The sequence below is a fragment of the Xylanimonas protaetiae genome, assembly GCF_004135385.1.
Lineage (GTDB): Bacteria > Actinomycetota > Actinomycetes > Actinomycetales > Cellulomonadaceae > Xylanimonas > Xylanimonas protaetiae.
This window is the reverse complement of record NZ_CP035493.1, coordinates 132,697-157,760: the sequence shown is the minus strand read 5'-3', so window position 1 is coordinate 157,760 and position 25,064 is coordinate 132,697. Positions and strand designations below refer to the sequence as shown.

Below are 25,064 nucleotides of genomic sequence, written 5' to 3'. Positions count from 1 at the left end.
TGTCGAGAATGTCGTGCGTCACGCCCGACCTGACATAGTCCAGCCGTCATGACACCTTCCGGCGGGAGCGCTTGGCTCGCGCCACCTCGAGCGATGAGCGTTGGCGCTTCCGGAGTAACGAGTTGCCAGGAGGGCGACAGATGACCATTGACGAGAGTTCAGTTAGCGCGGAGCCCGCCGTGCTGATCGGGCAGGACCTGCAGGTTGGGCGGATCGGCTACGGGGGATGCGGCTGGCTGACGGCGACGTCTGGCACGGTCCGGCGGACCGAGCGGCCGCCGTCGGCCTGGTGCGCCACGCCGCAGATCTCGGCGTCACCTTGTTCGACACGGCGGACTCGTACGCGCTCGGCGCGAACGAGGAGATCTTCGGCGAAGCCTTGGGCGGTCGCGACGACGTGGTGGTCGTCAGTAAGGCTGGCGTCGTGCGCCCGGGGCCGTCGATGGAGGAGTGGGTCCCGCTCGGACGCCCCGAGTACCTCAAGCAGCAGGCAGAGCTCAGTCTTCGGCGCCTGCGACTCGAGCGCCTCCCCGTCTACCTGCTGCACCGGATCGACTCCCAGGTCCCGCTCGAGGATCAGGTCGGGGCTCTCAAGGAACTGCAGGATGCGGGAAAGATCGGGCACATTGGCTTGTCCATGGTGACGGTCGACCAGATCGAGAAGGCCTCACAGGTTGCGGACATAGCGGTCGTGCAGAACCAGTACAACCTCTCTGCCAGGAATGACGGGGCGGTCATCGATCACTGCGAGAGCCGCGGGATAACTTACATGCCGTTCTTCCCGATCGCTGTGGGCGAGCTCGCGAAGCCTGGGGGAGTGCTTGCCGAGATCGCGGCGGAGGTGGGAGCGACGCCAGCCCAGGTGTCACTTGCCTGGCTGCTCTATCGTTCTCCGGTGATCGCCCCCATCCCGGGCACGACGTCGGTCGAGCACCTGGCTGAGAACGTCGCGGCTGGCAGCATTGAGCTCACCGATGAGCAGCTGCTGCGTCTCGTGGAAGGGTGACGGCGTCGTGACGACAGAGACGGCGGACGCGGTCCAGGGGACTGTCCACAGCGGCTTCGAGCCACTGCGAGCCGAGTTCGTCCGCAACTTCACGCATCGTGACGAGCTCGGTGCGGCGCTTGCCGTTGCCGTCGACGGCGACCTCGTCGCCGACCTGTGGGGCGGCGTCGCGGACGCCTACGACGAGCGCCCGTGGGAGCGGAACACGCTGCAGCTGATCTTCTCGGGCAGCAAGGGCCTGGTCGCGACAGCCCTCCTCGTCCTCGTCGAGCGTGCCGGGCTTGACCTCGACCGACCGGTCTCCGTCTGGTGGCCCGAGTTCGGGGCTGCTGGCAAGGATCGCATCACCCTCCGCCAGGTGGTGACGTTCACCGCAGGCCTGCCCGCGCTGCACGAGGCGGTCTCGCAGGCGGACGTCGAGGATCCCGAGGCGATGGCCGCGGTGCTCGCCGCACAACCGCCTGAGGATGATCCCCGCGCGTACCCGCTGATGTACGGGCCGTTCACGCCGGGGTGGATCGTGGCGGAGATCATCCGGCGGGTGGACGGCCGCGATCTTGCACGCTTCTTCCATGACGAAGTCGCGGCGCCGCATGGGCTGGACGTGCACTTCGGCGTCCGCCCCGGTGACCTGGGTCGGGTCGCCAGGACGGAGTACGGCGCCGGGTTCCTCGACCAGTTCACTGGGTACTTCACCAGCAGCGACCCGCTGACTCAGCGGGTCTGGCAGAACCCAATGCCCTTTCCGCCTGACGCCGCCATCTGGTCCGACCCCCGTCGGCTCACCGCGCTTGTCCCGGCGGTCAACGCCGTCGGCACCGCTCGTGACCTCGCTCGGTTGTACAGCCTCTTGGCGGCGGACGCGACCCGTGACGAGGGCGAACCCGCAGCGATCCTGGGGCGCGAGCTCCTGCGTGACGCCACCAGGGAGCATGCCCGCCACACGGATGCGATCATTGGGGTTCCGATGGTCTACGGGGGCGGTGGGTACCGTCTGCGTACGCGCGCCAGGCCAGGGGCCGATGGCGCGAGTTTTGGGCACGACGGCGGGGGCGGGTCAGCAAACCAGGCATGGCCGCGGGTCCGTGCAGGCGTCTCGTACGTCCCGAACCGGCTGATCGCCCTCGGCCCGGACGATCGGCGTGCGGGCAGCGTGGTGACGGCCGCTGCCGCCTGCTTTGGAGGCGGTTCCGCGACACCTGGCATCGAGTTCCGGAGGGCGTGACAACGGCAGACACCCCGGCTCGGTCTCATTACGTGAACTCCCGGGCGATACGGGTGAGCAGCACAGAACGGGCGAGTAGGGTGCCCGCGAGTTCGGAAGCGAATGTCGATGGCGCCGCGCGGCAGGGGCGTCAACCAGCTGCGGGTCTGGCGCTTGGACACCTGGACGCCTGGGAGATCACAGATGTCGTACGAGACGGACGGCTTGGCTCGGCTGGAACAAGAGCGAGCGGACGAGCTGTGCCGGCTCGTCCTCGCCGGCATGGCGCGGTCCGACCAGCGGACCCGGGGGCATGAGTACGTGCTGGGGCTCCTCGCCGCCAGTGGACGGAAGACCGTCCGTCGGATCGCTAGTTGCGAACGCGAGCAGACTGCTAACGAGCAGCGGCTCCATCACTTCATCAGCCGCTCGACCTGGTCCTCTCGCGACGTCCTCGGCCGGTTGGTCGGCCGGTTGCAGGCCGAGGACGTCGCGCGAGGCTGGGTTGTCCGGCCGATGGTCGTCGAAAAACACGGCGACCAGTCGGTCGGTGTGAAGAACGAGGTGGTGCCATGCCTGGGCCGAGCGGTCAACCACCAGCACGTCCTAGCGTCGTGGTTCGTGGGGCAGCGGCTCACGGTGCCCGTCGACTGGCGGATGGTCATGGCCGCCACATGCGATGAGGCCGAAGGGCAGCGGACGAAGACGCACGTCCCCGTCCGGAACGACAGCCCAACCGCCTCCCATGCCGCAGCCGCGCTGGTCCGGGCTCTGCGCCCGGTGGACCGGACGGTGCCAGTCATGATGGATGCCCGTGAGGCGGACCCGGGTCTGATCATCGCCGCTGCTCGCGCCAAGGGCCTGCCGTTCCTTCTGCGTATCCCTGGCAGCACCTACCTGCAGGCCCAGGACGGCGTGCCGCCGTTAGGTAGCACGCCGGGGCGGTTTCGCGCCCAGCGCCTTGCGGAACTCGTCCGGGGCCAGGCGCGGCTGGTGCCTGGGGTGACCCTGCGGACCGCCAGCCGCACGCCCGTCGTCCTGCGAGGTCCGGCTGGTTCGATCGCTGCGACGCTCGTGGGACTCTGGTCGAGCGGTGCTGGCTGGGCCGGCGTGTGGCTGACGGACATGGAGGAGGACGTCGCCGCGACGGTGGCGCGCACAGACCTGGTCGCTGAGGCTGACCGTGCGTTCGAGGGCATGGCGCGCGAGCTCGGGGCCGCGGACTACGAAGGACGCTCGCACCAGGGTTGGTATCACCACATGGCGATGGTGTCGGTGGCGCATGCCGTCCGCGCGTCGGTGCTGACGGAGGACGGCGCCGACAACGTCCCGCCGCTCGTGCACCTGGCCGCCGGATAGTTCCGGACACCGGGGCGGTTGACCCGGGGCGTTGGAGGTGGCGACGGACAGGTCCGGTAGTGGGGAGCCGTGTCGCTCGCGTCTCGCGCCCGTCACGACGGTCAGCGCGCGGCTGACGACGGGCGGACGGTTCGTCGCGCAGGGGGCGGCCACAAGCGGAGCAGCCACTGCTCGACTCGGGCAGTGGCACGTCGCGGCGACCCTACGGGCGCCTGAACAAGTGGTCTGAGTCGAGAATTTCAACCCTAGTCGACTTGTCAGGTTCACAAGAGTAGTCAGGCAATCCAGTGGTGGGATCCGTCCACTCTCGCTCACGTTCCTCACCGTCGACGGGGTAACCGCACGTGGCGAGTAGCCACCTAATTGCGGTGCGATCCAGCTGGCCTCCGCCAGGTCCCAGCCGCACAGCACGGATGGGCAACAGCGCAGGTCGGGTCGACCCGCCGACTGGCGCTTGCGTTCCCGCAAGTTCGATCTGTGGTCGTGGAACTCGGCCGTCGTCAGAGAACTTCACCGATGCGGTGCGCGGATCATCGATGGTGACGCGCCACTCCTTCTCGTCGCAGAACGAAGAGTCTTTCGTGGTGGCCTGTACCTCAGACCACGCCTGCCAGATGGCATCGATGAGAATCGGCCAGGCTTCATTGGAAGGGAGGTCATTGTAGGCCTCTGCGGCGGCACGCAACCGTTTCTCGGCACGCTCAATGACGTCGTCGGCGTTGTATGCCAGTGGAGCCCATCTGGTGATCGCTGTGCCGCGCCCGGTTCCGTTGGCGGCTGAGCCGACTACGGTAAGGTGCTCGTTGGTATCGAGTGCGATCGCACATCCGACGGAGTCCGCCGAACCATAGGTGCGCCAGGCGTACAAACTGTCGCCGTCGCTGGAGGCGCAGAACACGTAGCGGGGAGCTCCGCGGACAAGAGGTGCGTTCCAGGAGGGCGTTCCTGTTTCGATAACTTGCCTGTACAACGAGCGAGCACGTGAGGAGAAACTCTTCAGTTCGGGGACTTCCTCCAACTTCTTCAAGACATTCGGGAACACATCGTGGGCGATTGACGGCTCGCGCGGATCATTGAGGAAGTTCACCTCAGTGGCACGGAGTGTCCCAGTCGTCAGAATCTTTCGCAGGGTCTGAAGTGATGTGTAGTGCCATACCCACGTGGTTTCCGAGTTGCTCATCAGGGCCTCCGGAGGGCATCGAGAGCGGTCCTAGGCCTAGGACCGCGCGAGTACGGCCATGCTGCGGTGTAACCTGCGACTACGCGCTTCGTTGGCGCGATCTGTGTGCCATGATGGCGACGCGCGTCGTTTCCCATATAACGAGGAATCGTGTGCCGGTGGCAGTAGTCCGAGTGGTTGTCAAGAAGCGCTTGCGGATCAGCCGGACGGAGAGTGGAAGGTCCATGGTTATGCCATCGCACGGTGTTGTCGGTTCCACCCCAGAGAGCTGCTCGTGGATCGCCCGCCGCAAGATGCTTCCGGACCAGAAGAGAGCGTGACCTGCGCATGGCCAAATCGCCGGCGGTCTGGCGCGGTGCCGCTGCCGGTGCTTGAGTGCTCGGGGCCTCGACACCACATTTCCAGCGGGGAGGACCAGCCGAACGATCTTTGACTAGGGAAGACGAACATCGGGTGGTCAGCGGAACCGGCAGCGAGGTCCGCACAGCGGCCAGACGACCACATCCCTAGTCCGCGGGGGACTCACTTTGCGCCGAACGCCCGACGCCCTTCTGCTGGCGACCCTCGAGTAGCTGGTCACGTGCTCGAGCTCCTCAAGTCGATCCAGCACGGTCTCCACTCGGTGCTCACTGACCACCTCTTGTGGCCCACCACACGCCGACCGACACCACAAACCTGACTCACACCCGGATGGAGAGCGTTCGCGAGGAATGTCCCAGCATCGCCGTAGAGTGCGCCCTGAGACCAGAAAGGGGTGTCACGGTGGCACATACTTCCAGTTGCGAGAATGCGGCGGGCCGCACGTGCCGGTGTCAGTGCGGGAACGCGCGGCACGGCGGCACGCTCATCGATGCGATCACTTCGGCCGATCGCGAGAGTCGCGAGGCAGCGCGCCAGGCTGCCGAACCGCGTCGATGGACGACACTGCCCGAGGCGAAGCGACGCCCCCAGGGCGTGAAGTCCGCAAAGGATCGCCGCGCCGTGCTCGACGCCATCATGTCCGAGCTGATCTGTGTTCTTATCGAGCAGATCAACCAGGATGGCCAGGTCGACGCAGTGGAAGCGCTCGCACGCGGTGTTTCCTCGGAGGTCGCCCACGCTATCGAGGCTCGGTTGAAGGGAGAGAATGCCAGGCGGCCGGGCAATCACTTCTGGTGCGTCGTGATGGCCGCGATATGCAAGTTCTACGACAAGACCTTTGAACTCGTGGGGGTGACGTTGGATAGTCTCGTCGATGCGGTGATGGCCGAATTAGGCGGGTCGGACAGCGCACGCGAACGGGCTGACACCAGCGCCCAGGACATTGCCTCCCGTACCAACGCGCGGCGTACCGCCTTCAGCCTTGGGCACTTCCCATGGCTGACAGTCGTCGTCAAGGCTGCGCTGAAGAGCGTGCTGGAAGCCATCAAGAAGATCGGCGAGGACGCCGTCACTCGCTACCTGCGGTTCTTTGGCCTGATCATGTGCCCGGACCCCGACCGCCACCCCGCTGTCATCCGCTACTGTCTCTGGCCTCTGATCGCAGCGCCCCTCAAGCAGTTGCTTACGGATGAGACCAGCGCCCAGATGCGCGAGTGGGTTCGCGCCAACTACTCCACCGAGTAGCATCGCCGGCGCCCGCGACGGCGAGCTCCTGGCGGCCGTTCGAGACCGCGACGTGGTCGCCCGCTATGAGGCCAAGGTCCACGTCTGTTGGGGCTGGTCGCCGGCGTCGAGGGCGGCTGATTGCGGAACCACAATCTTGACGCACACCCAGTCGCGCACGCGTGCGGCGGTCGTGTCGGTGCTGCCAGGTGGTCCAGCCGTGCAGATTGCCTCCCGCTTGCCGCGATCAACGGGTGAATCCTCGGGCTTTCGACCTGACTTGGGTCAAGAGCCTTAGTGCCTTGCGGGCTTCCTGATCGCGTCGAGGATGGCCTGCTTGTCGGCGGGGATGGCGGGTTCGGCGTCGCGGATGACGCCGTTGATCTCGATGGTCGCGGAGCGCAGTGGTCGTAGCTCGCGCAGGACTTTCCGGATGGACAGTCCGGTGCGGTCCTGGATCGTGCGGGAGACGGCCAGCGCGGTGAAGACGATGGTGAGGTGGGCTTCGATCGCGTCGCGTGTCCTCGCGAAGAAGGGTCTGGCCTGCAGGTCTGTCTTCGACATCCGGAAGGACTGCTCGACGTGCCACAGATCGTGGTAGCTGGAGATGACCTCGCCTGGGGCCATGACCGTGGCGGGGATGTTCGTGACGTAGCCCTTGAGGCCGGCGACCTTCCGCGCCCTGGCCAGGGCGGTCTCGTCGAGGGTGCGGGCGGTTCCGGTGGTCTTGACGAACCGGGTGGCGCGGGCGGGCTTGTCACCGTCGATGACTGATCGGGCGCGGTCCTCCTGCGCGGTCAGGGTCCGGTTGTCTCTCGCGAACCTCTTCGCGGAGTAGGCCCACACGGCCCGCCATGACGCCGGGGTCCCGGTCTTCGTCCACACGGGCTCGGCCTTGACGTTGACGTCATTGACGGGCGTCGCGCCGCGGTGCTTGGGGGTGATCGTGTCGATCATCTGCCCGTCGGTGAACACGGTGCCGTGCCACCGGTAGTGCGAGGCCAGGTCGAGGGGCGCGGTGGTCTGGCGGGAGCCGACGATGAAGGAGAACCCGGCGTCGTCGAGCTCGCGCAGGTTCGCACCGGAGAGCATGCCGGCGTCCGCGACGATGACCATGCCCTCGATGCCGTGCCTGGCTTGGAAGGACTTGATGACGGGCAGGATCGTGAGCGTTTCGGCCTTGTTCCCCTCGAAGCAGCCGATCTCGAGGGGGAACCCGGTCCTGTCTACGAGGAGGCCGACGACGATCTGCGGGTCGACGCGACGTTCTTTGGAGTAGCCGACCTTGCGCAGGTCGTCTTCCTTCTCCGCTTCGAAGTAGAGCGTGGTCACGTCATACAGCACGAGGGACACATCATCGCTGGCCTGCGCGAACGTGAAGCACGCCTTCGCGATCAGGTCCCGGTACCGGCCGTCCTGCGCCCGCTTCAACGTCCGCTTCCGCGTGGACAGCGACGCGGCGACCCGGCCCAGGTCGGACAGGACCCGGTCGACGTCGAGCAGCGAGGTCGGCTCCACGATCCGCGCGATCACCAGGTCGCGGAAGGTGTCGTCGCCGACGATGTCGAAACCGAGCTCGTCGAACACGCCCCCGATCGCGTCGTACAGGATCCGGGAGAACGAGCGCCGCAGCAGGGGCGCGGGCATCCACCCACGCGCACGGGAGGGCGTCTGCCCGAACAGGGCCGGCGGCTGCGGGACGGGAATCAACGGGGCGTACCTCGACACGGCCTGCAGGCCAAGGTCGAGCTCCAACTGCTGGTCACCCTTGATCAGATCGGCCGCCTCATCCATCAACAGGCCGAGCGCGACCTCGTCATGCGCCGACCCGACATGCCGCACGATCCGCCGCCGCCCGTTCACGGACTCGACGATCTGGACCGCCGTCGCACCCGACGCCGTCCTCACCCGCCGAACCCACACCACCCCGGCAGCGTACTTAGTGCCTCCAGGAGGACACTAACCCACAGAGCCACGACCATCACCGCAGGTCAGAGAACTGCGGATCGCGGGCTGTGGAGAACCTGACCGAAGTCAGGTGTCGGTGCTGCCAGGTGGTCCAGCCGTGCAGATTGCCTCCCGCTTGCCGCGATCAACGGGTGAATCCTCGGGCTTTCGAGACCTCTCACTGCCTGGTCGACTAGCCTTCGACCGGAGGTGAAGGCCAAGTGGCGTACCGCGACTTCGCACGCCCAGCCATCGTCGAACGTGCGCACAGTACGCAGAGTTGGCTGGACTGGCTCGATGAGCAGGGCGAAACTCTGGTCCCGGTCGCGCCCCGCCATCCACTCAGCTGCGAGCGCTGCTACGGATCGTCCAGCTACCGCGAGGCGGGGAACGCATGGCCAGTTTGCTGGCAGTGCCGCACCTACGGCGACGCGGTGGACGCCCTGGTACCGATCACCTACAGCCTGGATGCCGGCCTGGAGTCGATGCTTCACCGCTACAAGGATCGCAACGTCAACTGGCTGAGGATGCCCCTGGCGTCCCTCCTCACCCTGTTCGTAGGCAAGCATGCAGACTGCATTGAGGGTGTATCGGGCGGGGTCGATCTCGCCACCCTCATCCCGTCAGGCAACCCGAGCCGCCCGTTCGACCATCTCGGCAATCTCCTGCGCGACGTGGTCGCGAACGACCCTGTCCTCGATATCTTCAACTGGCGCCTCGATGCCATCGCACGCGATCGAAGTACAACCCGACCGGGGCGCGGTGAACTCAAGCCCGAGGCGTACTCGACGAACCCGCACGTCGTCGGCGGTGCCTCGGTCCTCCTGCTCGACGATACGTGGACGTCCGGCTCGTCAGCCGCCAGCGCCGCTGCAGCCCTCAAAGCCGCCGGGGCACGTCACGTAACGGTCGTCACGCTCGGGCGCCAGCTCAACATCGGCAACAACTTCGGAAGTACCCGAGCCATCTACGACGAGCAGCGAACCGCACGGTGGATCCTGGACGACTGCGTCCTCTGTGCCCGAGCTCACGGCCGATGAGTGTCAGTGGCCGACGGAAGACTGGGCATCAGACATGCTGGAGGTCAACGATGGTGAGCCACACGCAGAGCCTGGCCTACTCTGGCCATATGGCCGCAGCAACGGAGGAGAACGCCGCGCTGGTCGCGCTGCTCCGCACGCTCCGCAAGGGCGAGAGATGGGCCTCCGTGACCGAGCGCGTCCTGGAGCGCGGCAGCGCACTCGCAGTCTGGCACGACAGAACCAATGAGTCGCTCCTACCGGACCCCGATCTCGTTGATGCGTACAACCAGGCGCTCGCCGACGTCGGGACCTGGGTCGAGGCCGGCTACCGACTGATCGGGATCCTCGACCAGGACTACCCCGCGCGCCTCCGGGAGATCCATCAGGCCCCACCTTTCCTCTTCGCCGCCGGACAGCTGCTCGCCGATGACGCCGCGATCGCCGTTGTCGGCTCCCGGAAGGCCTCAGATCGGGGGCTCGGCATCGCCTCCGCGCTTGCCGACGCGCTGGCTCGTATGCACGTGACGGTGCTCTCTGGTCTTGCTGCGGGTGTCGATGCCGCGGCGCACACCGCCGCGCTTGCGGCGGGGGGACGTACGGTTGCCATCATTGGTACGGGAATCAGCAGGCAGTACCCCGCTGAGAACCGGGCGCTGCAGCGTCAGATTATGGAGCGGGGCCTCGTTCTCTCGCAGTTCTGGCCCGACGCACCCCCACAGCAGCACAACTTCCTGATGCGGAACGCCGTTATGTCGGGATACGGCCGCGCCACAGTTGTCGTGGAGGCTAGCGAGAAGAGCGGCGCTCGTGCTCAGGCACGCATGGCCGTTGAGCATGGCCGACCGGTCGTCCTCACTGACCACGTCGTGGCCACGAACGATTGGGCAAAGGCTCTCGCCGGCCGTCCTGGCGTTCACGTAGCTCACGGATACCAAGAAGCGCTGGACCAGATCGGCTCAGTTCTCGACAAGGAGAACGAGGTCGACCGCCTCCTGGTTGACCTCCTGGGCGCCGGCCTGTGACAGACCCGCGCGTAGCCCGGGTCAAACCAGCGCTCACGGCCACGGCCGGCGGCTTCCTCCGCAACCCGCGGCTAGAGGGCACGTGCGCCCGATGCTTCACGCCGACGCTGTCACGGCCCGTGTGTGGACGCTGCCGCACGCTGATGTCCTACGCCGATGGTCCAGACCTGCTCGGAGTGATGGCCTACGCAAGCTACCTCGCCCCGATCACCCAGTCCGGGCACCTCATGCGCGGATACAAGAACCCGCACATCCCGTCGCAGGTCCACCGCCAAACGGTCGCCCTGATGTCAGCACTCGGCCTCCTGGGCCACGTCCAGTGTCCGGGAGCCTTGACTGGCACCCGAGTCTCGGCGTGGGCGACAGTCCCATCGCTTCCTCCAAGGCCCGGCGAGCCAACGCACCCGCTCAACGACATCGTGAGCAAGTTGGCGCGACCCGAAGCGATCGAAGTCACCCTGACCGCCGCCACGGCCTCGTCGAATCCCCGGGAGGTCAACCCAGCCCATTACACAGCGAGCGCTAGCGGTGTGGGACGTCACGTGCTCGTGATCGACGACACGTGGACTGGTGGCGGGCACGCCACATCAGCGGCACTAGCACTACGCGCGGCTGGCGCCACCCAAGTCTCGCTCTTGGTGCTCGCTCGCTGGCTCTCCGAGGGATGGGAGCAGACCACGCAGCAGTGGGCAAGGAGGCACTTGTCGACACCGGACTTCGACCCCGAGATCTGCCCCTGGACGCAGGGGCCATGTCCTTGACCTGAGTCTCTCCGCCGATCCCGGCCCGACTCGTGCCACGGTGTCAGTGATCTTGGTGTCGTAGTCGTGTGACCCGCGTGTCGCTCGGGGTGATGCACGGAAGGGGACCGGACAGACACCACGGCGGCACCATAGCCTGTGGGCGTGGCTCACCTGCGGGTGGGGCGCGTGATCCGACCTCGGGCGCGGAGTAGCCTGGTGTCACATGGTCCGGGCGGGTCCTCAGCGGGCAGCGCATTCGCAGACAGGTCCGAACCATGAGTGGCGCGCAGGTGGCACGGCGCCTTCGGCATACGGCAGAATCGGTGGAATCCCGCGCCTCCCAGCCCCTCAGGGCAAGAACTGGGACTTCTGACCGTCCCTCACCTTCGCGGCTGACACGAGGCCCGGAACCGGCGGTTCCGGGCCTCGTCGCGTGCTCGAGCCGGCCGCTCAGGCCGCATGCCGCCAGACGATGCGCCCCGCGCGGTCGCTGACGAAGGTGCCCGCGTCGAGGTCGTGCTCGACGTCGAGCCAGTCCTGGGCGTCGCGCGACGTCGTCCGGTAGGCGTAGCGCGTGCTGGACAGGTGCGTGGTCGTGGTCGTGGCGGTGGTGAGCCACGGGTGGCGGTGGCGCAGCGCGAGGAGCTCTCGGTGGGCGCGGTGCACGGAGCTGCCCCAGGGGGCGAGGTCCTCGGGCCGGTCCGGGAACGCGGGGCGGACGGCGTCGTCGCCGCCGAGGCGGTCCTCCTTGACCCCGGTGAAGCCCTGCTCGTCGCCGGCGTAGACCGACGGGACGCCGCCGACGGTGAGCAGGATCGCGGCCGCCGTCACGGCGTGGTCGGCGCCGACGGCGCTGGCGACGCGCGTGACGTCGTGGTTCCCGACGAAGGTCTGAGGCGTGAAGTGCCCGAGGAGCTCGTTGTGGCGGCGCAGCGTCCAGTCGAGCTCGAAGAAGTTGCGGTCGGCGATCGACGAGCGGACCGCCTTCCACAGCTCGTACTGCGTGACGGTGTCGACGCCGGACGCCTCGACGAACGCGGCGTAGTCGCCGTGGATGACCTCGCCGAGGAACCACGCGTGGGGGAAGCGGGCGCGGACGCGGGGGATCACGCGGGCCCAGAACGCCGTGTCGACGGAGTAGGCGGCGTCGAGCCGCCAGCCGTCGGTGCCGCGCGCGAGCCAGTGCTCCATGACGTCGACGACGTGGTCCGCCGTCTGCGCGGAGGCGTGGTCGAGGCGGGCCAGCGCGCCGTGGCCCTCCCAGACGCGGGGAGCGGGGCCGCCGTCGGCGTCCCAGACGATGTCGAAGAGGCCGGCGTGCTCGCTGTCCGGGCCGTGCGCCAGCGCGTCGACGAGCCAGGGGTGCCGGTCGCCGACGTGGCTGAAGACGCCGTCGAGCACGATGCGCAGGCCGCGCTCGCCGCATGCGGCGACGAGGTCGTCGAAGTCCTGGTCGCCGCCGAGGCGCGGGTCGATGCGCAGCAGGTCGAGGCTGTCGTAGCCGTGCGACTGCGAGGCGAACACCGGGCCCAGGAGGAGGCCGGTGACGCCGAGGTCCGCGGCGTAGTCGAGCCAGCCGAGCAAGCGGCGCAGGCGCGTGGCGGGTGCCGGGTCCGCGTCGCGGATCGGCGCGTCGCAGAAGCCGAGCGGGTACACGTGCCACCAGACCGGCTGCTCGTCGCGAGCCATGACACCTCCTACTGAGAGCGATTCACTAAAGGTTAGTGAAGTTAGTTCAGTAGTCGGTACCATGTCAACCATGGCCAGGACCGACCGCAAGCCGAGGCAGCGCCTCGATCCCGACGCCCGCCGCGCCGCGATCCTCGCCGCGGCCACCGAGGCCTTCGCCGCGCAGCCCTACGCCGACGTGAAGGTCAGTGCGGTCGCCGCGCAGGCGGGCGCGTCGGACGCGCTGCTCTACCGGTACTTCGCGGGCAAGGAGGAGCTGTACGCCGCCGTCGTGCGCGCCGGCGTCGACGCGCTGGGGAGCGCGCTCGTCGCGGCGCTCGCCGAGCTCGACGACGGCGTGCCCGTGCGCGAGCGCCTGCGCGCCGCCGTGATCGTCTACCTCGACCACATCGCCGCGCGTCCCGGGGCGTGGGCGATGCCGCACCGGCAGCCCGGGGGCGAGCCGCCCGCGGCGGCCGCGCTGCGAGCGGCGGCCCGCACCGCCTACGTCGACCGCCTGCGCGCGCTGCTCGCGCCCAGCGCGCAGGCGCGCCACGAGTACGCCCTGTGGGGCTACTACGGGTTCCTCGACGCCGTGTGCCTGCGCTGGGTCGAGCGGGGCTGCCCCGCGGACGACCGCTGGTCCGTGATCGACGCGGCGCTCGGTGCGCTCGAGGGGGCGCTCGGCGACTGGGCGGCCTGATCGCCTGGCGACGGCGCCGCGCGCTGGGTGCCTCCCACGGCACCGGCGGGAGGACCAGGCCGCCCGGGCCGACGCCGCACGCCGTGGTGCCTCCGCCGGGAGGAGGTGCCTCCGCCACAGAACGCCGCGGCCCCCGCGGGTCGCCCGAAGGGGTCGACTCCGCGAGGGCCGCGGCGCACGGGCTCGAGAGCCCGCGGGTGCGGGGTCCGCTCTGCGTGAGCGCACCCCGCGGGGGAGGTCAGCCCGCGTGCGGGCCGGGCGCGGCGCTGCCGCTGTACTCGCCGAGGTCCGACACGAGCTGCGTGAGCGCCGCGTCGCTCTCGTAGCGCCGCTGGTGCAGCGCCGCGATCTTGGCGCCCGCCTCGGGGTCGGCGTCGTCGGTGATGTCGAACGACGCGAACCTGTCGACGAGCGGCAGGCCGACGCGGTCGGTGTTCCGGTGCGCCGGGTGGACGAGGTACTCCCAGTAGCCGTCGAGGTCGTCGATGACGAAGCTGGCGCCCCACTCGTACTCGCCGCCGAAGTCGCGGCCGACGACGAAGGACCGCACCGAGGGGATGACGCGCCCCTGGTTGCGCAGGCTCTCGAGGGCCTCCTCGAGCTGCTCGGGGGTGACGCCGGGCTTGATGGTGAAGCGGTTGCCGTGGACGATCATGGTCGTTTCCTTTCGAGGGTGGTGGGTCAGCGGCCGCGGTGCGGCCGGAGGAGGAACGGGGCGGCGAGGGCTGCGCCCGCGGTGGTGAGGAGCCCGGCCGCGGTGAACGCGCCGTCGGGCCCGACGGCGGCCACGAGCGGCCCGGCCGCCAGCGGCGACAGGAACTGCCCGAGGAAGATGCCGGCGACGAGCCCGGCGAGCACCTGGCCGCGCCGGCCCGCCGGGGCGAGGTCGCCGAGGCGGAGGTTGAGGTTCGGCACGGTGAGCCCCACGCCGATCCCGCCGACGAGGAGCCCCGCCACGACGAGCCCGAGCCCGTCGGCCCGCCCGATCAGCGCCCAGCCGACGCCCAGCAGCGCGAGCGCGGCGAGGGTGATCGCCGTCGGCGACAGGCGACGCCGCACGGCCGGGAACGCGAGCGAGCCGGCCAGGCTCGTCAGGGTGGACCCGGCGATCGCGACGCCCACGACGCCCGGCCCGACGCCCAGGCCGCCCAGCAGGAAGGGCAGCTGGGTGGGGGCCATGAAGAACACGGCGGTCGCGACCAGGGCGAGCGCGTACAGCCCCAGCACGCGCCCGTTCGTGCCCGGCGCCGGAGCGTCGGAGGCTGCCGGGCGCCGTCCCTCGGCGCGGGCAGAGCCCGAGCGCGGGACGGCGGCCAGGACCAGCCCGGCGACGGGCGCCGCGACGGCGTAGAGCCAGAAGGGCGCCCGCCAGCCGACGTCGGCCAGGAGCCCGGCGAGGGGGAGGAGCACCACTCCGCCGAGGCTCGCTGCCGCCTGCTGGTAGCCCAGGTAGGTGGCGCGTCGCGGTCCGGTGAACCAGTCGGTGATCAGGGCGCCGACCGCCGTCGTCACCGCGCCGACCGCGAGGCCGAGCGCGGCCCGCGTGGCGAGCAGCGTGCCCAGGCCGGTGACGACGAGTCCTGCTGTGCCGGCCACGGCGTACGCCACCAGGCCCGCGAGCAGTACCAGGCGGCGCCCGAGCCGGTCGGCGAGCGCGCCCGCGAGCGGGGCGCCGACCGCGATGGCCAGCGACGTGACGGTCAGGGCGAGCCGGACGAGCGTCTCGTCCCTGAAGTGGCCGGCCATCGCGGGCAGGCTCGGGGCGATCAGGGCCGGGGCCATGATCGTCAGGCTGGCCGCCGCGAGGACAGCCGCGCGGGCGGGGCGCCCCGGGGCCTGAGCCCCGAGGACTTCGGCTCGGAGCGTCTGCGTGGTCATGGCGTCAGTCCCACAGGCTGAGCGCGAGCGCGAACGTGAGGACCGGGACCAGCAGCCACGGCTCGGCCAGCACGAAGAGCCCGGTGACGACGAGCGACGTCCAGGCGAGGACCTTCGCGGCCCGGCGTCGGCGGGCCTTCTTCGCGCGCTTGCCGGCCTTGGCCTCGGCCTTGCCCCGCAGGAGCGCCAGCCAGGACCCGAGGGAGGCGTCGAGCGCGGCGCGCAGGTTCTCGGCGTCGGCCCGGACGGGGTCGCCCTCCCAGGACTCGGCGGTGCGGACGATCGTCGCGTCGCCGTCGGGCGTGAAGGTCCACTCGTGGATGCCCGTGATGCCCTGCGCGGGGCCGCCCCACAGGATGCGGCGCGGCGCGTCGACGGCGTAGACGGTCGAGGCGACGTCGAGCCCGTGGGTGCTCCAGCGGAAGGTGGCGCCCGGGACGAGCGGGCCGTCGACGTGCGCGGCCTCGACGTCCGTCTGCCAGGACGGCCAGGCGGCGACGTCGGTGTGCAGGCGCCACACGAGGTCGACCGGGGCCTCGATGCGGACCTCGCGGCGGACGACGACGGTGGCGGACTCGTCGATGGTGGTGGGGACGGCGTCGGTGGTGCTCATGGTGGTCTCCGTTCGGCAAATAGAGTGAACAATCACTCACTATGATGGGCAGAGAAGAACCCGCCGGGACGGCGGGCCCAGGTGCGGTCAGCCGGGGTGCCGGATCCCCTCCGTGAGGAGGCGGGCCCAGGCGTCCGGGACGTCGTCGATCTGCGCGGTGACGATGAGGTGGCAGAGCTGGCCGTACGCGACGAACCGCTGCACCGCCTCGTCCGAGGCGCGCGACCGGCTCTTCGCGAAGTCCACGACCTGCTGCAGGCCGGCGCGCAGCGCCTCGCCGATCTCGGGGAGGTCGGCCACCGACTGCGCGTGCACCTGGAGCATGAGCAGCGTGCGGTCCGCGATGAGGTGCGCGTAAGCGCCGCCCATCGCGTCGAGCAGGCCCGTGGGCGACGGGTCGGCCGCGTGGTCCGCGCCCGTGGCGAGCGCCTCGACCACCTGGTCGAAGCACGTCTCGAGCGCCGCCACGAAGAGCCGCTCCTTGGCGGGGAACAGCTTGATGACGTAGGCGGGGGAGATCTTCGCGGCGCGGGCCACGTCCGCGATGGTGGTGCCGTGGTAGCCGCCGCGGGCGAACTCCCGGACGGCTGCCGCGGCGACGACCGGCTTGCGGAGCTCGGCGGTGGAGAGCGTCGTGCGGTTCATGTGAGTGACTGTACATTCACTCACGCGCCGACGCAACCCCCGCTGCCGGGAACGCCGAACGGGCGGCCTCCCCGGTGAGGGGAGACCGCCCGTTCGGCGTGCGTCAGAGAGCGATCAGTTCGCGTCAAGGATGTCGACGACGAAGACCAGCGTCTCGCCGGCCAGCGCGTGCGAGCTTGCGCCCGCCTCGCCGTACGCCAGCGACGCGGGGATCACGAGCAGCACCTGCGAGCCGACCGTCTGGCCGGCGAGGCCCTGCGTCCAGCCCTGGATGACCTGCTGCAGGCTGAACGTGGCGGGCGTGCCGCGCTCCCAGGAGGAGTCGAAGACGGTGCCGTCGAGCTTCCAGCCGGTGTAGTGCGCGGTGATGGACTGGGTGGCCTCGACGGCCGGGCCCGAGCCCTTGATGAGGGTCTGCGCGACGAGCTCCGTCGGCGCCTGGTAGCCCTCGGGGATCGTGATCGACGGCTTGCCCGAGTCGTCCAGCGTGACGGTCGGCAGGCCCTCGGCCGGCGTCACGGCCTCGCCCTCGGCGCGCGTCGGGATCGTCTTCGCGGCGGCGACCTCGAGCAGCATGATCGACGTCGTGACGGTGCCGTCCTGGGCCGTCATCGGGTTGGCAACGAGGGCGCGCGCCCCGACGTTCTGGCCGGTCAGGACGTCGTTGATGACGCCGAGGCTCGGGTCGCCCAGGGTGATCTGGTCGGTCGAGCCCTGGCCCTCCTGCCACGTCGAGCCGACGCGCGAGGCGTCCTCGCCGCTGAACGCGACGAAGTGGACCGAGAGGTTCTGGCCGTCCTGCAGCGGCTCGCCGTCGCCCTTGTCGACGAGGCGCGCCGTGGGGGTGGACACCGAGAGCGGCGCGTCGAACGTCAGGGTCGGCTCGGCGCCGGCGTCGCCCTCGATCTTGATGCCGGCGACGGCGGCGACGTCGGCCGCGCTGGGCGACGGCGCGGCGGTCGCGGTCGGCGACGGCGAGGCACCGGAGTCGGAGGCCGAGCCGGAACCACAGGCGGTCAGGGCCAGGGCGGCGGCGAGCGCCAGCGCAGCGGCGCGGACGGGAAGTCGGTAGTTCACGGGAGAAGTCCTTCGGTCGGGATCGCGGTCATGCTAGCGGGCGAACCCGAACCACCTACCCAGACTTCGGCGAAGATAGGGGTATGCCCTCCTCCCGCCGATCGTCGCGTCGCCCGTACGGCGCGGAGCACGTCCCGCTCGACCTCGACCGCGCGACCGGCGGCATGCAGCACGTCTCCGCGGACGACGGCGAGTGGGCCGTGCGCAAGGTCCGCGGCGGGGAGAAGACCTTCCGGTGCCCGGGCTGCCAGCAGGAGATCGCGTCCGGCACCGCGCACGTCGTCGCCTGGTCGCGCGACGCCTTCGGGGGAGAGTCGGCCGGGCTCGACGCCCGCCGCCACTGGCACGCGAGCTGCTGGGACCGCCGGTCCCGCCTGCGCTGAGCCCGCCTGCGCTGAGCCCAGCTGCTCTGGCCCCGGCGGCGCCGAGCCTGCTGTCGCGAACGTCGCACCCTGCTGCGCCTGGCGGCGCGTCCCGCCCGACTACGCTGGACGGGTGCCGCAGGAGATCCGTTCGCTCACCGTCCTGCCCGCCCAGCGCGACGACGTCGAGCTGCACACCCGCGACGGCCTGACGCTCGTCGGGGAGCTGGCCGTGCCGGTCGACGCCGAGCCGGCCGCGACGCTCGTGACGTTCCACCCGCTGCCCACGCACGGCGGTTACATGGACTCGCACGTGTTCCGCAAGGCCGCGTGGCGGCTGCCCGCGCTCGCCGGCCTCGCCGTCCTGCGGTTCAACACGCGCGGCACCGCCTCGCCGCGCGGCACGTCGCAGGGCACGTTCGACGGCGGCGAGGCCGAGCGCTACGACGTCGAGGCCGCCTACGAGTTCGCCCAGTTCCACGGCCTGCCGCGGCGCTGGGCCGTCGGCTGGTCGTTCGGCACCGAGCTCATCCTCAAGCACGGCGACGACCCCTCGATCGAGGGCGCCGTCTTGCTGTCCCCGCCGCTGCACCGCGCCACCGACGCCGACCTCGACCGCTGGGCCGCGTTCGGCCGCCCGCTCGTGGTCCTGGTGCCCGAGCACGACGACTACCTCCAGCCCGACGAGGCCCGCCGCCGCTTCGCGCGCGTCCCGCAGGCCGAGGTGATCGGCGTCGACGGCGCCAAGCACCTGTGGGTCGGCGAGCCCGCCGTCCGGCGCGTGCTGGACGAGATCGTCGCGCACGTGGTGCCTGGTCAGGCGCCGTTGCCGACGACGTGGGACGGTGAGACCAGCACCGTGTCGGCCGCCGTCGGCGACTGACGACCGGACCTATCCGCAGAACCCCGGAGGACGATGATGACCCCGCTGCCACAGCTGGCCCTGCACGAGCTCCACGACGGCGGCGGCGTACCGATCGTGTTCATCCACGCCTTCCCGTTCGACCACCGCATCTGGATCCCCGCCGCCGAGGCCCTGCCCGCGAACGTCCGGGCCGTCGCCGTGGACCTGCCCGGGCAGGGGTACTCCGAGTTCGGCAGCATCCCGCCGCGGCTCGACCTCGTCGCCGACGCCGTCTACCAGACGCTCGCGAAGGCCGGCATCGCGAACGCCGTCGTCGTCGGGCTGTCGATGGGCGGGTACGTGGCCCTCGCGCTCGCCGAGCGGCACCCCGGGTTCGTGTCCGGGCTGGGGCTCGTCGACACCAAGGCGGTGGCCGACTCGCCCGAGGCGCGCGCCAACCGGCTGCGCATCGCCCGCGAGATGGAGATGGGGCAGTCGCTCCAGCCCGTGCTCGCGCTGCCCGGGCAGCTGCTGGGGGAGACGAGCCTCAAGGAGCGTCGCCACCTGCTCCCCACCCTCGACGCGTGGGTGCACGCGCAGGCGCCGCGCGGCCTGGCCTGGGCGCTGCGCCTCATGGCGGGGCGGTCCGACCGCACGCACGTCCTCAAGGAGTTCGGCGGGCCCGTCGCCGTCGTCGTCGGCGCGGAGGACAAGGTGACGCCCCTGGACGAGGCCGAGCACATGCTGCACGCCGCGGCGGACGCCGCGCTGACCGTCGTCCCCGGCGTCGGGCACCTCAGCGCGCTGGAGGACCCGCGGTCGGTGGCGGCCGCGCTCGGGCTGCTGCACCGGCGCGTGGTGCGCAGCCGGCGCGCCTGACCGCCAGAACGGACTCCCGGAACGCGAGAACGGGCCTGCGGCAGACGCCGCAGGCCCGTTCTCTCAGGTCCGTTCTTGTGGGCAGGCTCAGGCCTTCGTGGCCTCCGGGGCCTCGGCGACGTCCTCGGCCGGGGTGCCGGCGGACTCGTCGGCGGCAGGCTCTGCCGCGGGCTCCTCGGTCGCGGGCGCGCTCACCGTGCCGAGGACCTGGGCCGCCTCCTTCTCGGAGCCGAGCAGGCCGCGCAGCTCGTCGAGGTAGGTGTTGATCGACTCCTGCTTGCGCGAGAGGTCCTCGAACTGGCGCTGGGCCGCGCTGCGGTGCGCCTCGGACTCGGCGCGGGCGTCGTTGACCGTCTGGTCGGCGAACGCGCGGGCCTCGGCGACGATGCGGTCGGCGGTGCGGCGCGAGTCGGCCACGAGCTCCTTGACGTACTGGTCGGACTCGCCGCGCACCTTCTCGGCCTGCTGGAGCGCGACGGCCACGCGCTTCTCGGCCTCCGACGCGTGCTCCTCCGCGGTGCGGATGAGCTGGTCGGTCTGCTGCTTGGCGAGCTCGTGGCGCTCGGCCGCCTCGCGCTCCACCTGCTCGCGACGCTGCGCGACGTCGAGCTCGGCGTCGGCGAGCGTCTTGCGGGCGGCCTCGCGGAGCTCCTCGAGCTCGGTGGCGGCCGTGTGCGACGCCTCGGTGGCGTGGTGGCGGGCCTCGGCGATGATGCGCGCGGCCTCGCGGCGCGTGGACTCGAGGAGGGTGTTCGCCTCGGCCTCGGCCTCCTGGCGCAGGGTCGCGGCGTCGGCCGCGGCCTGCGCGCGCAGCTGCGCGGTGTCGCGCTCGGTGGCGAGGCGCAGCTCGGTGACCTCGCGCTCCGTCGACGAGCGCAGCACGCCGAGCTCGCGCTCGAGGCTCGCGCGGCGCTCGGACTCCTCGGCCTGGATCGTGCTGGCGATGAGGGATGCCTCGCGCTCGGCGGAGCCCACGAGCTCCTCGGCGCGGCGCTGCGCGCCGAGCAGGGTTCCCTCGGCCTCGGCGCCCGTCGTCGTGCGGATCTCCTCGGCCTCGCGGCGCGCTGCCGCGAGCAGCTCGGCGACCTCGGCCTCGGCGCGGGCGCGCACCTGGCCGGCGGACAGCTTCGCGCGGGCCATCACGTCGGCCGACTGCTGGTTGGCCTGCGTGAGCACGTCGGCCGACTGCTCCTCCGCCGAGCGCAGGAGCTGCTCGATGCGCGAGCCGAGGCCCGAGTACGACGGACGGTCCTGCTCGCGCAGGAGACGCTGGGCCTCCGCCAGCTCGGACTGCAGCTGCATCGCGCGCTCGTCCGAGGCTGCGACGGCGCGGCGCGCCTCGTCGACAGACTGCTCGAGGCGGGCGAGCTGGTTCTCGACCTGGGCGCGGTCGTAACCACGCATGGTGATCGGGAAGAGCGTGCGCTCGTCGGACACGACGGGACCTCCGTGAGGGTGGGTGCGAGGATGGCGCTCGCGCCAGGATAGTGGCCCGGCAAGGCACCCGACACCGGGACGCTGGGTGCAAAGCGGGCGAAACGTCACAAGGCGACACGCCGTCGGCGGCGGTCCGCCCGCGTGAAGGACTGGTGCAGATACGGTCCCTGCGCTGCGAGAAGGCGGTCGGTTGACGCTCGCCTGGACCGTGGACCGCCTGGCGTCCTTATCCTGGGATGTCGTCCGAACGCTCCAACCGGAAGGAACAGTCGGTGCTGCGTCGATTGCTCGGAATCCTCCTGATCGTCCTGGGGCTGGCTGCCGCTGGCCTGGGGGTCGCCTCGGCGACCGTGTGGCGGGAGTCAGACTCCGTCGTCGCGTCCGCGGCGCCGCAGGGGGACGGCACGCTCGTCGTCACCGACCCCGGGGTGCTCGAGCTCATCGGCCCCGACGTGACCGTCCGGGCCACCGTGCCCGACGGCGGGACGGTGTCCGTCGCCATCGGCCGCGACATCGACGTCGAGGGCTGGGTCGGCATCGACCACTCGACGCAGGTGACCGGCCTGTCCGACTGGACGACGCTCGCGACCTCCCCGGTGACCCCGGAGATCCCCGCCGCCCCGAGGGCCAGGAGGCCCCCGTGCCCGGCGTCGGCGCAGACCCCGCGGGCAGCGACATGTGGGTCGCGGAGGCGACCGGCGAGGGCAGCGTGAGCCTGCGCTGGACCGACCGCCCCGGCCGCTGGTCGCTCCTCGCCGCCGGCGTCGGCGAGGGCGCCCAGGCGCCCGAGATCGAGCTGACCTGGCCGCGTGACGCGTCCACGCCGTGGCTCTGGCCGGGCGTCGGCGTCGGCGCGCTCCTCCTGCTCGCGGGGCTCTTCCTGCTGCTCGCGCGGCGCGGCGGCACGACGCCGGCCGAGCCCGCCGCCGACGGCGCGGGGACCGCTCCGCTCGGGACGACCGAGCCGGCGACGCCGGGCGGCACCGCGACGGCCGACGGCGCCGACGCCGGCCGTGCGGGCGTCGCCGCGAGCCTCGGCAGGCGCTGGCCGGTGTCGCTGCGCACCCCGGGCGCCGGCGACGGGGCGCCGTCCGACGTCGCGCCCGCGGACGCCCCGGACGCCCCCGCGGCGCACGGCGCCGACCGGACCGAGTCCTCGGCGTCCGCCGCAGGCATCGAGTCCTCGGCCGCCGGTGGGGCCGACGCCCCGGTGGACGCCGGCGCGGCGGGCGACGAGCCCGCGCAGCGCCCGTCGCGTCCCGCGCTCATCAGCCGGCGCTCGCGCCGCCGCGCCGAGGCGAGCGAGCCCGCCCCCGAGGAGGCCCCCGCCGCCGTCGCGCCCGCCTCTGACACGCCCGCCCCCGGGACGCCCGCCGAGCCCGTCTCCGCCGAGGAGCCCGCTCCCGCCGGACGGCGCTGGGGCTTCGCGCCGGTCTTCGGCGGATCGCCGGCCCCGGCGCAGGCGCCCGCCCCCGCGGCGTGGCCCGCGCCCGCCCCGCAGCCGCCCGCCCCGCAGCCGGCCGCGACGCAGCAGGCGACGCCCCAGCCGACGCCGCCGTCCGCCCCGCCCGCGGCGGTGCCGGGCGACGCCGCCGCCGAGGCGCCGACGGCGACCGGCTCGCTGCCCCGCCTCACGCGTCGCGAGCTGCGCGCGCAGGAGGAGGCGCGCAAGGCCGCCGAGCAGACGGGCATCACCGGCCGCCTCCGCGCGCTGACGGGTCAGATCCCCGCGGTCCGGCCCGCCGCCCCGCAGCCGCCGGCCGACCCGGCCGCCGCGCCCCCGCGCGCGAGCCGCTCGCAGGCCTGGCGTCAGGCCTGGGGCTTCGACCCCGAGTCCGCCGACCGACCCACCGACAACGACACCGAGGGAGGCGCCCGATGACCGCGACCACCACCCGCAAGCCTGGGCGCCTGGCCGTCGCGGCCGTCCTGGCCGCGTCGAGCCTCCTCGTCGCCGGCTGCTCGTCCGCGCCGCCGGCCCCCACGCCCGACGCCGCGGCGTCGGGCCCGGCGCTCTCGCTCGACCAGAACACCACGGTGCTGGAGTCGATGAACGCGGCGATCGCCGCGGCGACCGAGACCCTCGACCCGGCGCAGCTCGCGGCCCGCGTGACGGGCCCGGCGCTCGCGGTGCGCACCAGCCAGATCGAGGTGGCGAAGGTGCGCGGGTCGGCCGACCTCATCACCGAGCTGCCCACGGCGTACCAGCAGATCATCCTGCCGACCACCGAGACGTGGCCGCGGACGTCGTTCGCCATCACGGAGCCGACGGACCAGCTCCAGCCGCAGCGCATGCTCGCCCTCGTGCAGGAGACGCCCCGCGACCCGTACAAGCTGTGGGGCTGGGTGCAGCTGCGGCCCGGCATCCGCATGCCGGCGTTCGCCGACGCCAAGCTCGGCAGCGAGATCCTCGCCCCGGACGACACGTCGCTGAAGGTCACGCCGCAGGACGTCGTCGCGCAGTACGCCGACCTGCTCACCACGGGCGACGGGTCCGCGTTCGCGGGCACGTTCGAGCCGTCGACCGAGGACCCGTTCCGCGCGCTGCTCAAGACCGTGGCGGAGACGCAGGCGGCGCTGCTCGCCGGCGACCGCGTCAACGGCACGTACACGTTCTCGGCGACGCCGCGCCCGGACACCGCGATCAAGACCGTCCGCACGGCCGACGGCGGCGCCGTCGTCATGGCCGCCCTCGACGGGACCGAGGTCATGGAGGCCATGGCGGGCGCGAGGATCACGCCCGGCACCAACACGGCGCTCGCGCTCCTGCAGGGCCAGGGGGAGTCCAACCGCGTGACGGGCGGGTTCTCCGACATGATCGCCCTGTACGTGCCGCCCGCGGGCTCGGACCAGCCCGTCATCCTGGTCGGCTACTCGCACGTCCAGACGTCCGCGTCGCTCGGCTGACAAGATAGGGGCCATGAGCACTCCTCCCGAGCCGGCGTTCTCGACGCGCGGCGCCGTCGACCTGTCCGCGCTCCAGCGTCCGCAGTCCCCGCCCCCGGGGACGCCGGGGGGAGCGCCCGCCGCCGGCGGGTACGTCCTCGACCTGACCGAGGAGTCGTTCCCCCAGGTCGTGCAGGCGTCGTCGACGTACCCCGTCGTCGTGCTGCTGTGGATCCCCACGGACCAGGCCAACGCCGAGCTCGGCACCATGCTCGGCCGGCTCGCGGACGAGTACGCGGGCCGGTTCCTCCTGGCGCGCGTGGACGCGCAGGCCTTCCCGCAGATCGCCGCCGCGTTCCGCGTGGAGGGCGTGCCGACGGTCGTCGCGGTGCTCCAGGGCCAGCCGCTGCCGCTGTTCCAGGGCGGCGCGGCGGAGGACCAGGTGCGCGACGTGCTCGACCAGGTGCTCGCCGCCGCCGAGCAGAACGGCGTGACGGGCAGGGTCCCCGCCCAGGGCGCGGACGCCCCCGAGGGCGCGCCGCAGCCCGAGCCCGAGCCGGAGCTGCCGCCTCTGCACCAGGAGGCGTTCGACGCCATCGACGCGGGCAACTACGACGCCGCGGTCGCCGCGTACGAGAAGGCGCTGCGCCAGGACCCGAAGGACGCCATGGCGGCCGCGGGCCTCGCCCAGGTGCGCCTGCTCCAGCGCACCCACGACGCCGACCTGCCGGCCACGCGCAAGGCCGCGGCCGACGCCCCGGCCGCCGTCGACGCGCAGCTCGCCGTCGCCGACCTCGACGTCCTGGGCGGCAACGTCGCCGACGCCTTCGACCGCCTGCTGGAGCTGCTGCCCGCGGCCGACGCCGACACCAAGGAGAAGCTGCGCGTCCGGCTCGTGGAGTACTTCGAGGTGGTCGGCCCCACCGACCCGCGCGTGCTCAAGGCACGCCAGCGGCTCGCGCTGTACCTGTACTGAGCACCTCTGCCGAGGCGAGGACGCCGAAG

The 25,064-nt window shown here is 71.4% G+C and carries 23 protein-coding genes; 14 read left to right on the top strand and 9 right to left on the bottom strand.

The genetic code is table 11. The features are described 5' to 3' along the window. Positions 1 to 226 precede the first annotated feature (226 nt). The 3 genes from ET471_RS00710 (at position 227) to ET471_RS00700 (ending at position 3,569) form a co-directional block, all read left to right on the top strand. Positions 227 to 1,006: an aldo/keto reductase gene (locus tag ET471_RS00710; protein WP_342586058.1), complete on the top strand. Its 780-nt coding sequence runs from the start codon at positions 227 to 229 to the stop codon at positions 1,004 to 1,006. 7 nt (positions 1,007 to 1,013) lie between these two features. After that, the gene (locus ET471_RS00705) at positions 1,014 to 2,231 is read left to right on the top strand and encodes a serine hydrolase domain-containing protein (protein ID WP_165350343.1); all 1,218 of its coding nucleotides are present in this window, start codon (positions 1,014 to 1,016) and stop codon (positions 2,229 to 2,231) included. Positions 2,232 to 2,414: 183 nt separating this feature from the next. Continuing rightward, positions 2,415 to 3,569 (top strand): IS701 family transposase, encoded by a 1,155-nt coding sequence (locus ET471_RS00700; protein ID WP_165350342.1) that lies wholly within the window; start codon positions 2,415 to 2,417, stop codon positions 3,567 to 3,569. Between the two features lie 202 nt (positions 3,570 to 3,771). Here the strand turns inward: ET471_RS00700 and ET471_RS00695 are convergent, their stop codons facing one another. Further along, positions 3,772 to 4,656, bottom strand: coding sequence for a hypothetical protein (locus ET471_RS00695; RefSeq protein WP_129186147.1), 885 nt, complete (start codon positions 4,654 to 4,656; stop codon positions 3,772 to 3,774). A 1,074-nt stretch (positions 4,657 to 5,730) separates the two neighbouring features. Here ET471_RS00695 and ET471_RS00690 point away from each other — a divergent pair. Next, positions 5,731 to 6,354, top strand: coding sequence for a hypothetical protein (locus tag ET471_RS00690; RefSeq protein WP_129186146.1), 624 nt, complete (start codon positions 5,731 to 5,733; stop codon positions 6,352 to 6,354). A 273-nt stretch (positions 6,355 to 6,627) separates the two neighbouring features. Here the strand turns inward: ET471_RS00690 and ET471_RS00685 are convergent, their stop codons facing one another. Continuing rightward, the gene (locus tag ET471_RS00685; protein ID WP_129186106.1) at positions 6,628 to 8,259 is read right to left on the bottom strand and encodes an IS1634 family transposase; all 1,632 of its coding nucleotides are present in this window, start codon (positions 8,257 to 8,259) and stop codon (positions 6,628 to 6,630) included. Positions 8,260 to 8,501: 242 nt separating this feature from the next. Between ET471_RS00685 and ET471_RS00680 the strand changes: the two genes are divergently transcribed. Together ET471_RS00680 and ET471_RS00675 are read left to right on the top strand one after the other, a co-directional pair. Further along, positions 8,502 to 9,320 (top strand): hypothetical protein, encoded by an 819-nt coding sequence (locus ET471_RS00680; RefSeq protein ID WP_129186145.1) that lies wholly within the window; start codon positions 8,502 to 8,504, stop codon positions 9,318 to 9,320. 89 nt (positions 9,321 to 9,409) lie between these two features. Beyond that, positions 9,410 to 10,324, top strand: coding sequence for a DNA-processing protein DprA (locus tag ET471_RS00675; protein ID WP_129186144.1), 915 nt, complete (start codon positions 9,410 to 9,412; stop codon positions 10,322 to 10,324). Positions 10,325 to 11,517: 1,193 nt separating this feature from the next. Here the strand turns inward: ET471_RS00675 and ET471_RS00670 are convergent. Further along, the gene (locus ET471_RS00670) at positions 11,518 to 12,756 is read right to left on the bottom strand and encodes an alpha-amylase family protein (RefSeq protein WP_129186143.1); all 1,239 of its coding nucleotides are present in this window, start codon (positions 12,754 to 12,756) and stop codon (positions 11,518 to 11,520) included. A 70-nt stretch (positions 12,757 to 12,826) separates the two neighbouring features. Between ET471_RS00670 and ET471_RS00665 the strand changes: the two genes are divergently transcribed. Then, a complete protein-coding gene (locus ET471_RS00665; RefSeq protein WP_129186142.1) occupies positions 12,827 to 13,438 on the top strand; it encodes a TetR/AcrR family transcriptional regulator in 612 nt (203 codons plus the stop codon). Positions 13,439 to 13,676: 238 nt separating this feature from the next. Here ET471_RS00665 and ET471_RS00660 read toward each other — a convergent pair whose 3' ends face one another. The 5 genes from ET471_RS00660 to ET471_RS00640 all read right to left on the bottom strand — a co-directional run bounded on the left by ET471_RS00660 (position 13,677) and on the right by ET471_RS00640 (position 17,651). Beyond that, the gene (locus ET471_RS00660; protein ID WP_129186141.1) at positions 13,677 to 14,093 is read right to left on the bottom strand and encodes a Dabb family protein; all 417 of its coding nucleotides are present in this window, start codon (positions 14,091 to 14,093) and stop codon (positions 13,677 to 13,679) included. Positions 14,094 to 14,119: 26 nt separating this feature from the next. After that, positions 14,120 to 15,316, bottom strand: coding sequence for an MFS transporter (locus ET471_RS00655; RefSeq protein ID WP_129186140.1), 1,197 nt, complete (start codon positions 15,314 to 15,316; stop codon positions 14,120 to 14,122). 4 nt (positions 15,317 to 15,320) lie between these two features. Beyond that, positions 15,321 to 15,929: an SRPBCC family protein gene (locus ET471_RS00650; protein WP_129186139.1), complete on the bottom strand. Its 609-nt coding sequence runs from the start codon at positions 15,927 to 15,929 to the stop codon at positions 15,321 to 15,323. A gap of 87 nt (positions 15,930 to 16,016) precedes the next feature. Further along, positions 16,017 to 16,574 carry a TetR/AcrR family transcriptional regulator gene (locus ET471_RS00645; protein ID WP_129186138.1) on the bottom strand — a complete coding sequence of 186 codons (558 nt, stop codon included), beginning with the start codon at positions 16,572 to 16,574 and terminating at the stop codon, positions 16,017 to 16,019. 114 nt (positions 16,575 to 16,688) lie between these two features. After that, complete coding sequence (locus ET471_RS00640) at positions 16,689 to 17,651, bottom strand: FKBP-type peptidyl-prolyl cis-trans isomerase (protein WP_129186137.1); 963 nt, start codon at positions 17,649 to 17,651, stop codon at positions 16,689 to 16,691. An 83-nt stretch (positions 17,652 to 17,734) separates the two neighbouring features. Here ET471_RS00640 and ET471_RS00635 point away from each other — a divergent pair, with 83 nt between their 5' ends. The 3 genes from ET471_RS00635 (at position 17,735) to ET471_RS00625 (ending at position 19,736) form a co-directional block, all read left to right on the top strand. Next, on the top strand, positions 17,735 to 18,034 hold the full coding sequence (locus ET471_RS00635) for a hypothetical protein (protein WP_129186136.1): 300 nt from the start codon (positions 17,735 to 17,737) through the stop codon (positions 18,032 to 18,034). Between the two features lie 112 nt (positions 18,035 to 18,146). Further along, entirely contained in the window at positions 18,147 to 18,896 is a 750-nt protein-coding gene (locus ET471_RS00630; protein WP_129186135.1) for an alpha/beta hydrolase, read from the top strand. 36 nt (positions 18,897 to 18,932) lie between these two features. After that, complete coding sequence (locus ET471_RS00625; protein ID WP_129186134.1) at positions 18,933 to 19,736, top strand: alpha/beta fold hydrolase; 804 nt, start codon at positions 18,933 to 18,935, stop codon at positions 19,734 to 19,736. 87 nt (positions 19,737 to 19,823) lie between these two features. On the opposite strand, the gene ET471_RS00620 is transcribed toward ET471_RS00625, so the two are convergent. Then, complete coding sequence (locus ET471_RS00620; protein WP_129186133.1) at positions 19,824 to 21,173, bottom strand: coiled-coil domain-containing protein; 1,350 nt, start codon at positions 21,171 to 21,173, stop codon at positions 19,824 to 19,826. Between the two features lie 236 nt (positions 21,174 to 21,409). Here ET471_RS00620 and ET471_RS00615 point away from each other — a divergent pair, with 236 nt between their 5' ends. The 4 genes from ET471_RS00615 to ET471_RS00600 are packed head-to-tail and all read left to right on the top strand — an operon-like array spanning position 21,410 to position 25,035. Then, a complete protein-coding gene (locus ET471_RS00615; protein ID WP_165350341.1) occupies positions 21,410 to 21,886 on the top strand; it encodes a hypothetical protein in 477 nt (158 codons plus the stop codon). After that, positions 21,814 to 23,055 (top strand): hypothetical protein, encoded by a 1,242-nt coding sequence (locus ET471_RS00610; protein ID WP_165350340.1) that lies wholly within the window; start codon positions 21,814 to 21,816, stop codon positions 23,053 to 23,055. The genes ET471_RS00615 and ET471_RS00610 overlap by 73 nt, the downstream gene beginning before the upstream one ends. Further along, on the top strand, positions 23,052 to 24,080 hold the full coding sequence (locus tag ET471_RS00605) for a DUF8094 domain-containing protein (RefSeq protein WP_129186130.1): 1,029 nt from the start codon (positions 23,052 to 23,054) through the stop codon (positions 24,078 to 24,080). The genes ET471_RS00610 and ET471_RS00605 overlap by 4 nt, the downstream gene beginning before the upstream one ends. 13 nt (positions 24,081 to 24,093) lie before the next feature. Continuing rightward, positions 24,094 to 25,035 (top strand): tetratricopeptide repeat protein, encoded by a 942-nt coding sequence (locus ET471_RS00600; protein ID WP_129186129.1) that lies wholly within the window; start codon positions 24,094 to 24,096, stop codon positions 25,033 to 25,035. Positions 25,036 to 25,064 lie beyond the last annotated feature (29 nt).

What these genes read in the sequence shown, in the direction of transcription:
- ET471_RS00645 (WP_129186138.1), bottom strand. Translation starts at nt 16,574, where the DNA reads ATGAACCGCACGACGCTCTCCACCGCCGAGCTCCGCAAGCCGGTCGTC.
- ET471_RS00635 (WP_129186136.1), top strand. Translation starts at nt 17,735, where the DNA reads ATGCCCTCCTCCCGCCGATCGTCGCGTCGCCCGTACGGCGCGGAGCAC.
- ET471_RS00710 (WP_342586058.1), top strand. Translation starts at nt 227, where the DNA reads ATGCGGCTGGCTGACGGCGACGTCTGGCACGGTCCGGCGGACCGAGCG.
- ET471_RS00675 (WP_129186144.1), top strand. Translation starts at nt 9,410, where the DNA reads ATGGCCGCAGCAACGGAGGAGAACGCCGCGCTGGTCGCGCTGCTCCGC.
- ET471_RS00655 (WP_129186140.1), bottom strand. Translation starts at nt 15,316, where the DNA reads ATGACCACGCAGACGCTCCGAGCCGAAGTCCTCGGGGCTCAGGCCCCG.
- ET471_RS00670 (WP_129186143.1), bottom strand. Translation starts at nt 12,756, where the DNA reads ATGGCTCGCGACGAGCAGCCGGTCTGGTGGCACGTGTACCCGCTCGGC.
- ET471_RS00665 (WP_129186142.1), top strand. Translation starts at nt 12,827, where the DNA reads ATGGCCAGGACCGACCGCAAGCCGAGGCAGCGCCTCGATCCCGACGCC.
- ET471_RS00605 (WP_129186130.1), top strand. Translation starts at nt 23,052, where the DNA reads ATGACCGCGACCACCACCCGCAAGCCTGGGCGCCTGGCCGTCGCGGCC.
- ET471_RS00615 (WP_165350341.1), top strand. Translation starts at nt 21,410, where the DNA reads ATGTCGTCCGAACGCTCCAACCGGAAGGAACAGTCGGTGCTGCGTCGA.
- ET471_RS00650 (WP_129186139.1), bottom strand. Translation starts at nt 15,929, where the DNA reads ATGAGCACCACCGACGCCGTCCCCACCACCATCGACGAGTCCGCCACC.
- ET471_RS00600 (WP_129186129.1), top strand. Translation starts at nt 24,094, where the DNA reads ATGAGCACTCCTCCCGAGCCGGCGTTCTCGACGCGCGGCGCCGTCGAC.
- ET471_RS00625 (WP_129186134.1), top strand. Translation starts at nt 18,933, where the DNA reads ATGACCCCGCTGCCACAGCTGGCCCTGCACGAGCTCCACGACGGCGGC.
- ET471_RS00660 (WP_129186141.1), bottom strand. Translation starts at nt 14,093, where the DNA reads ATGATCGTCCACGGCAACCGCTTCACCATCAAGCCCGGCGTCACCCCC.
- ET471_RS00700 (WP_165350342.1), top strand. Translation starts at nt 2,415, where the DNA reads ATGTCGTACGAGACGGACGGCTTGGCTCGGCTGGAACAAGAGCGAGCG.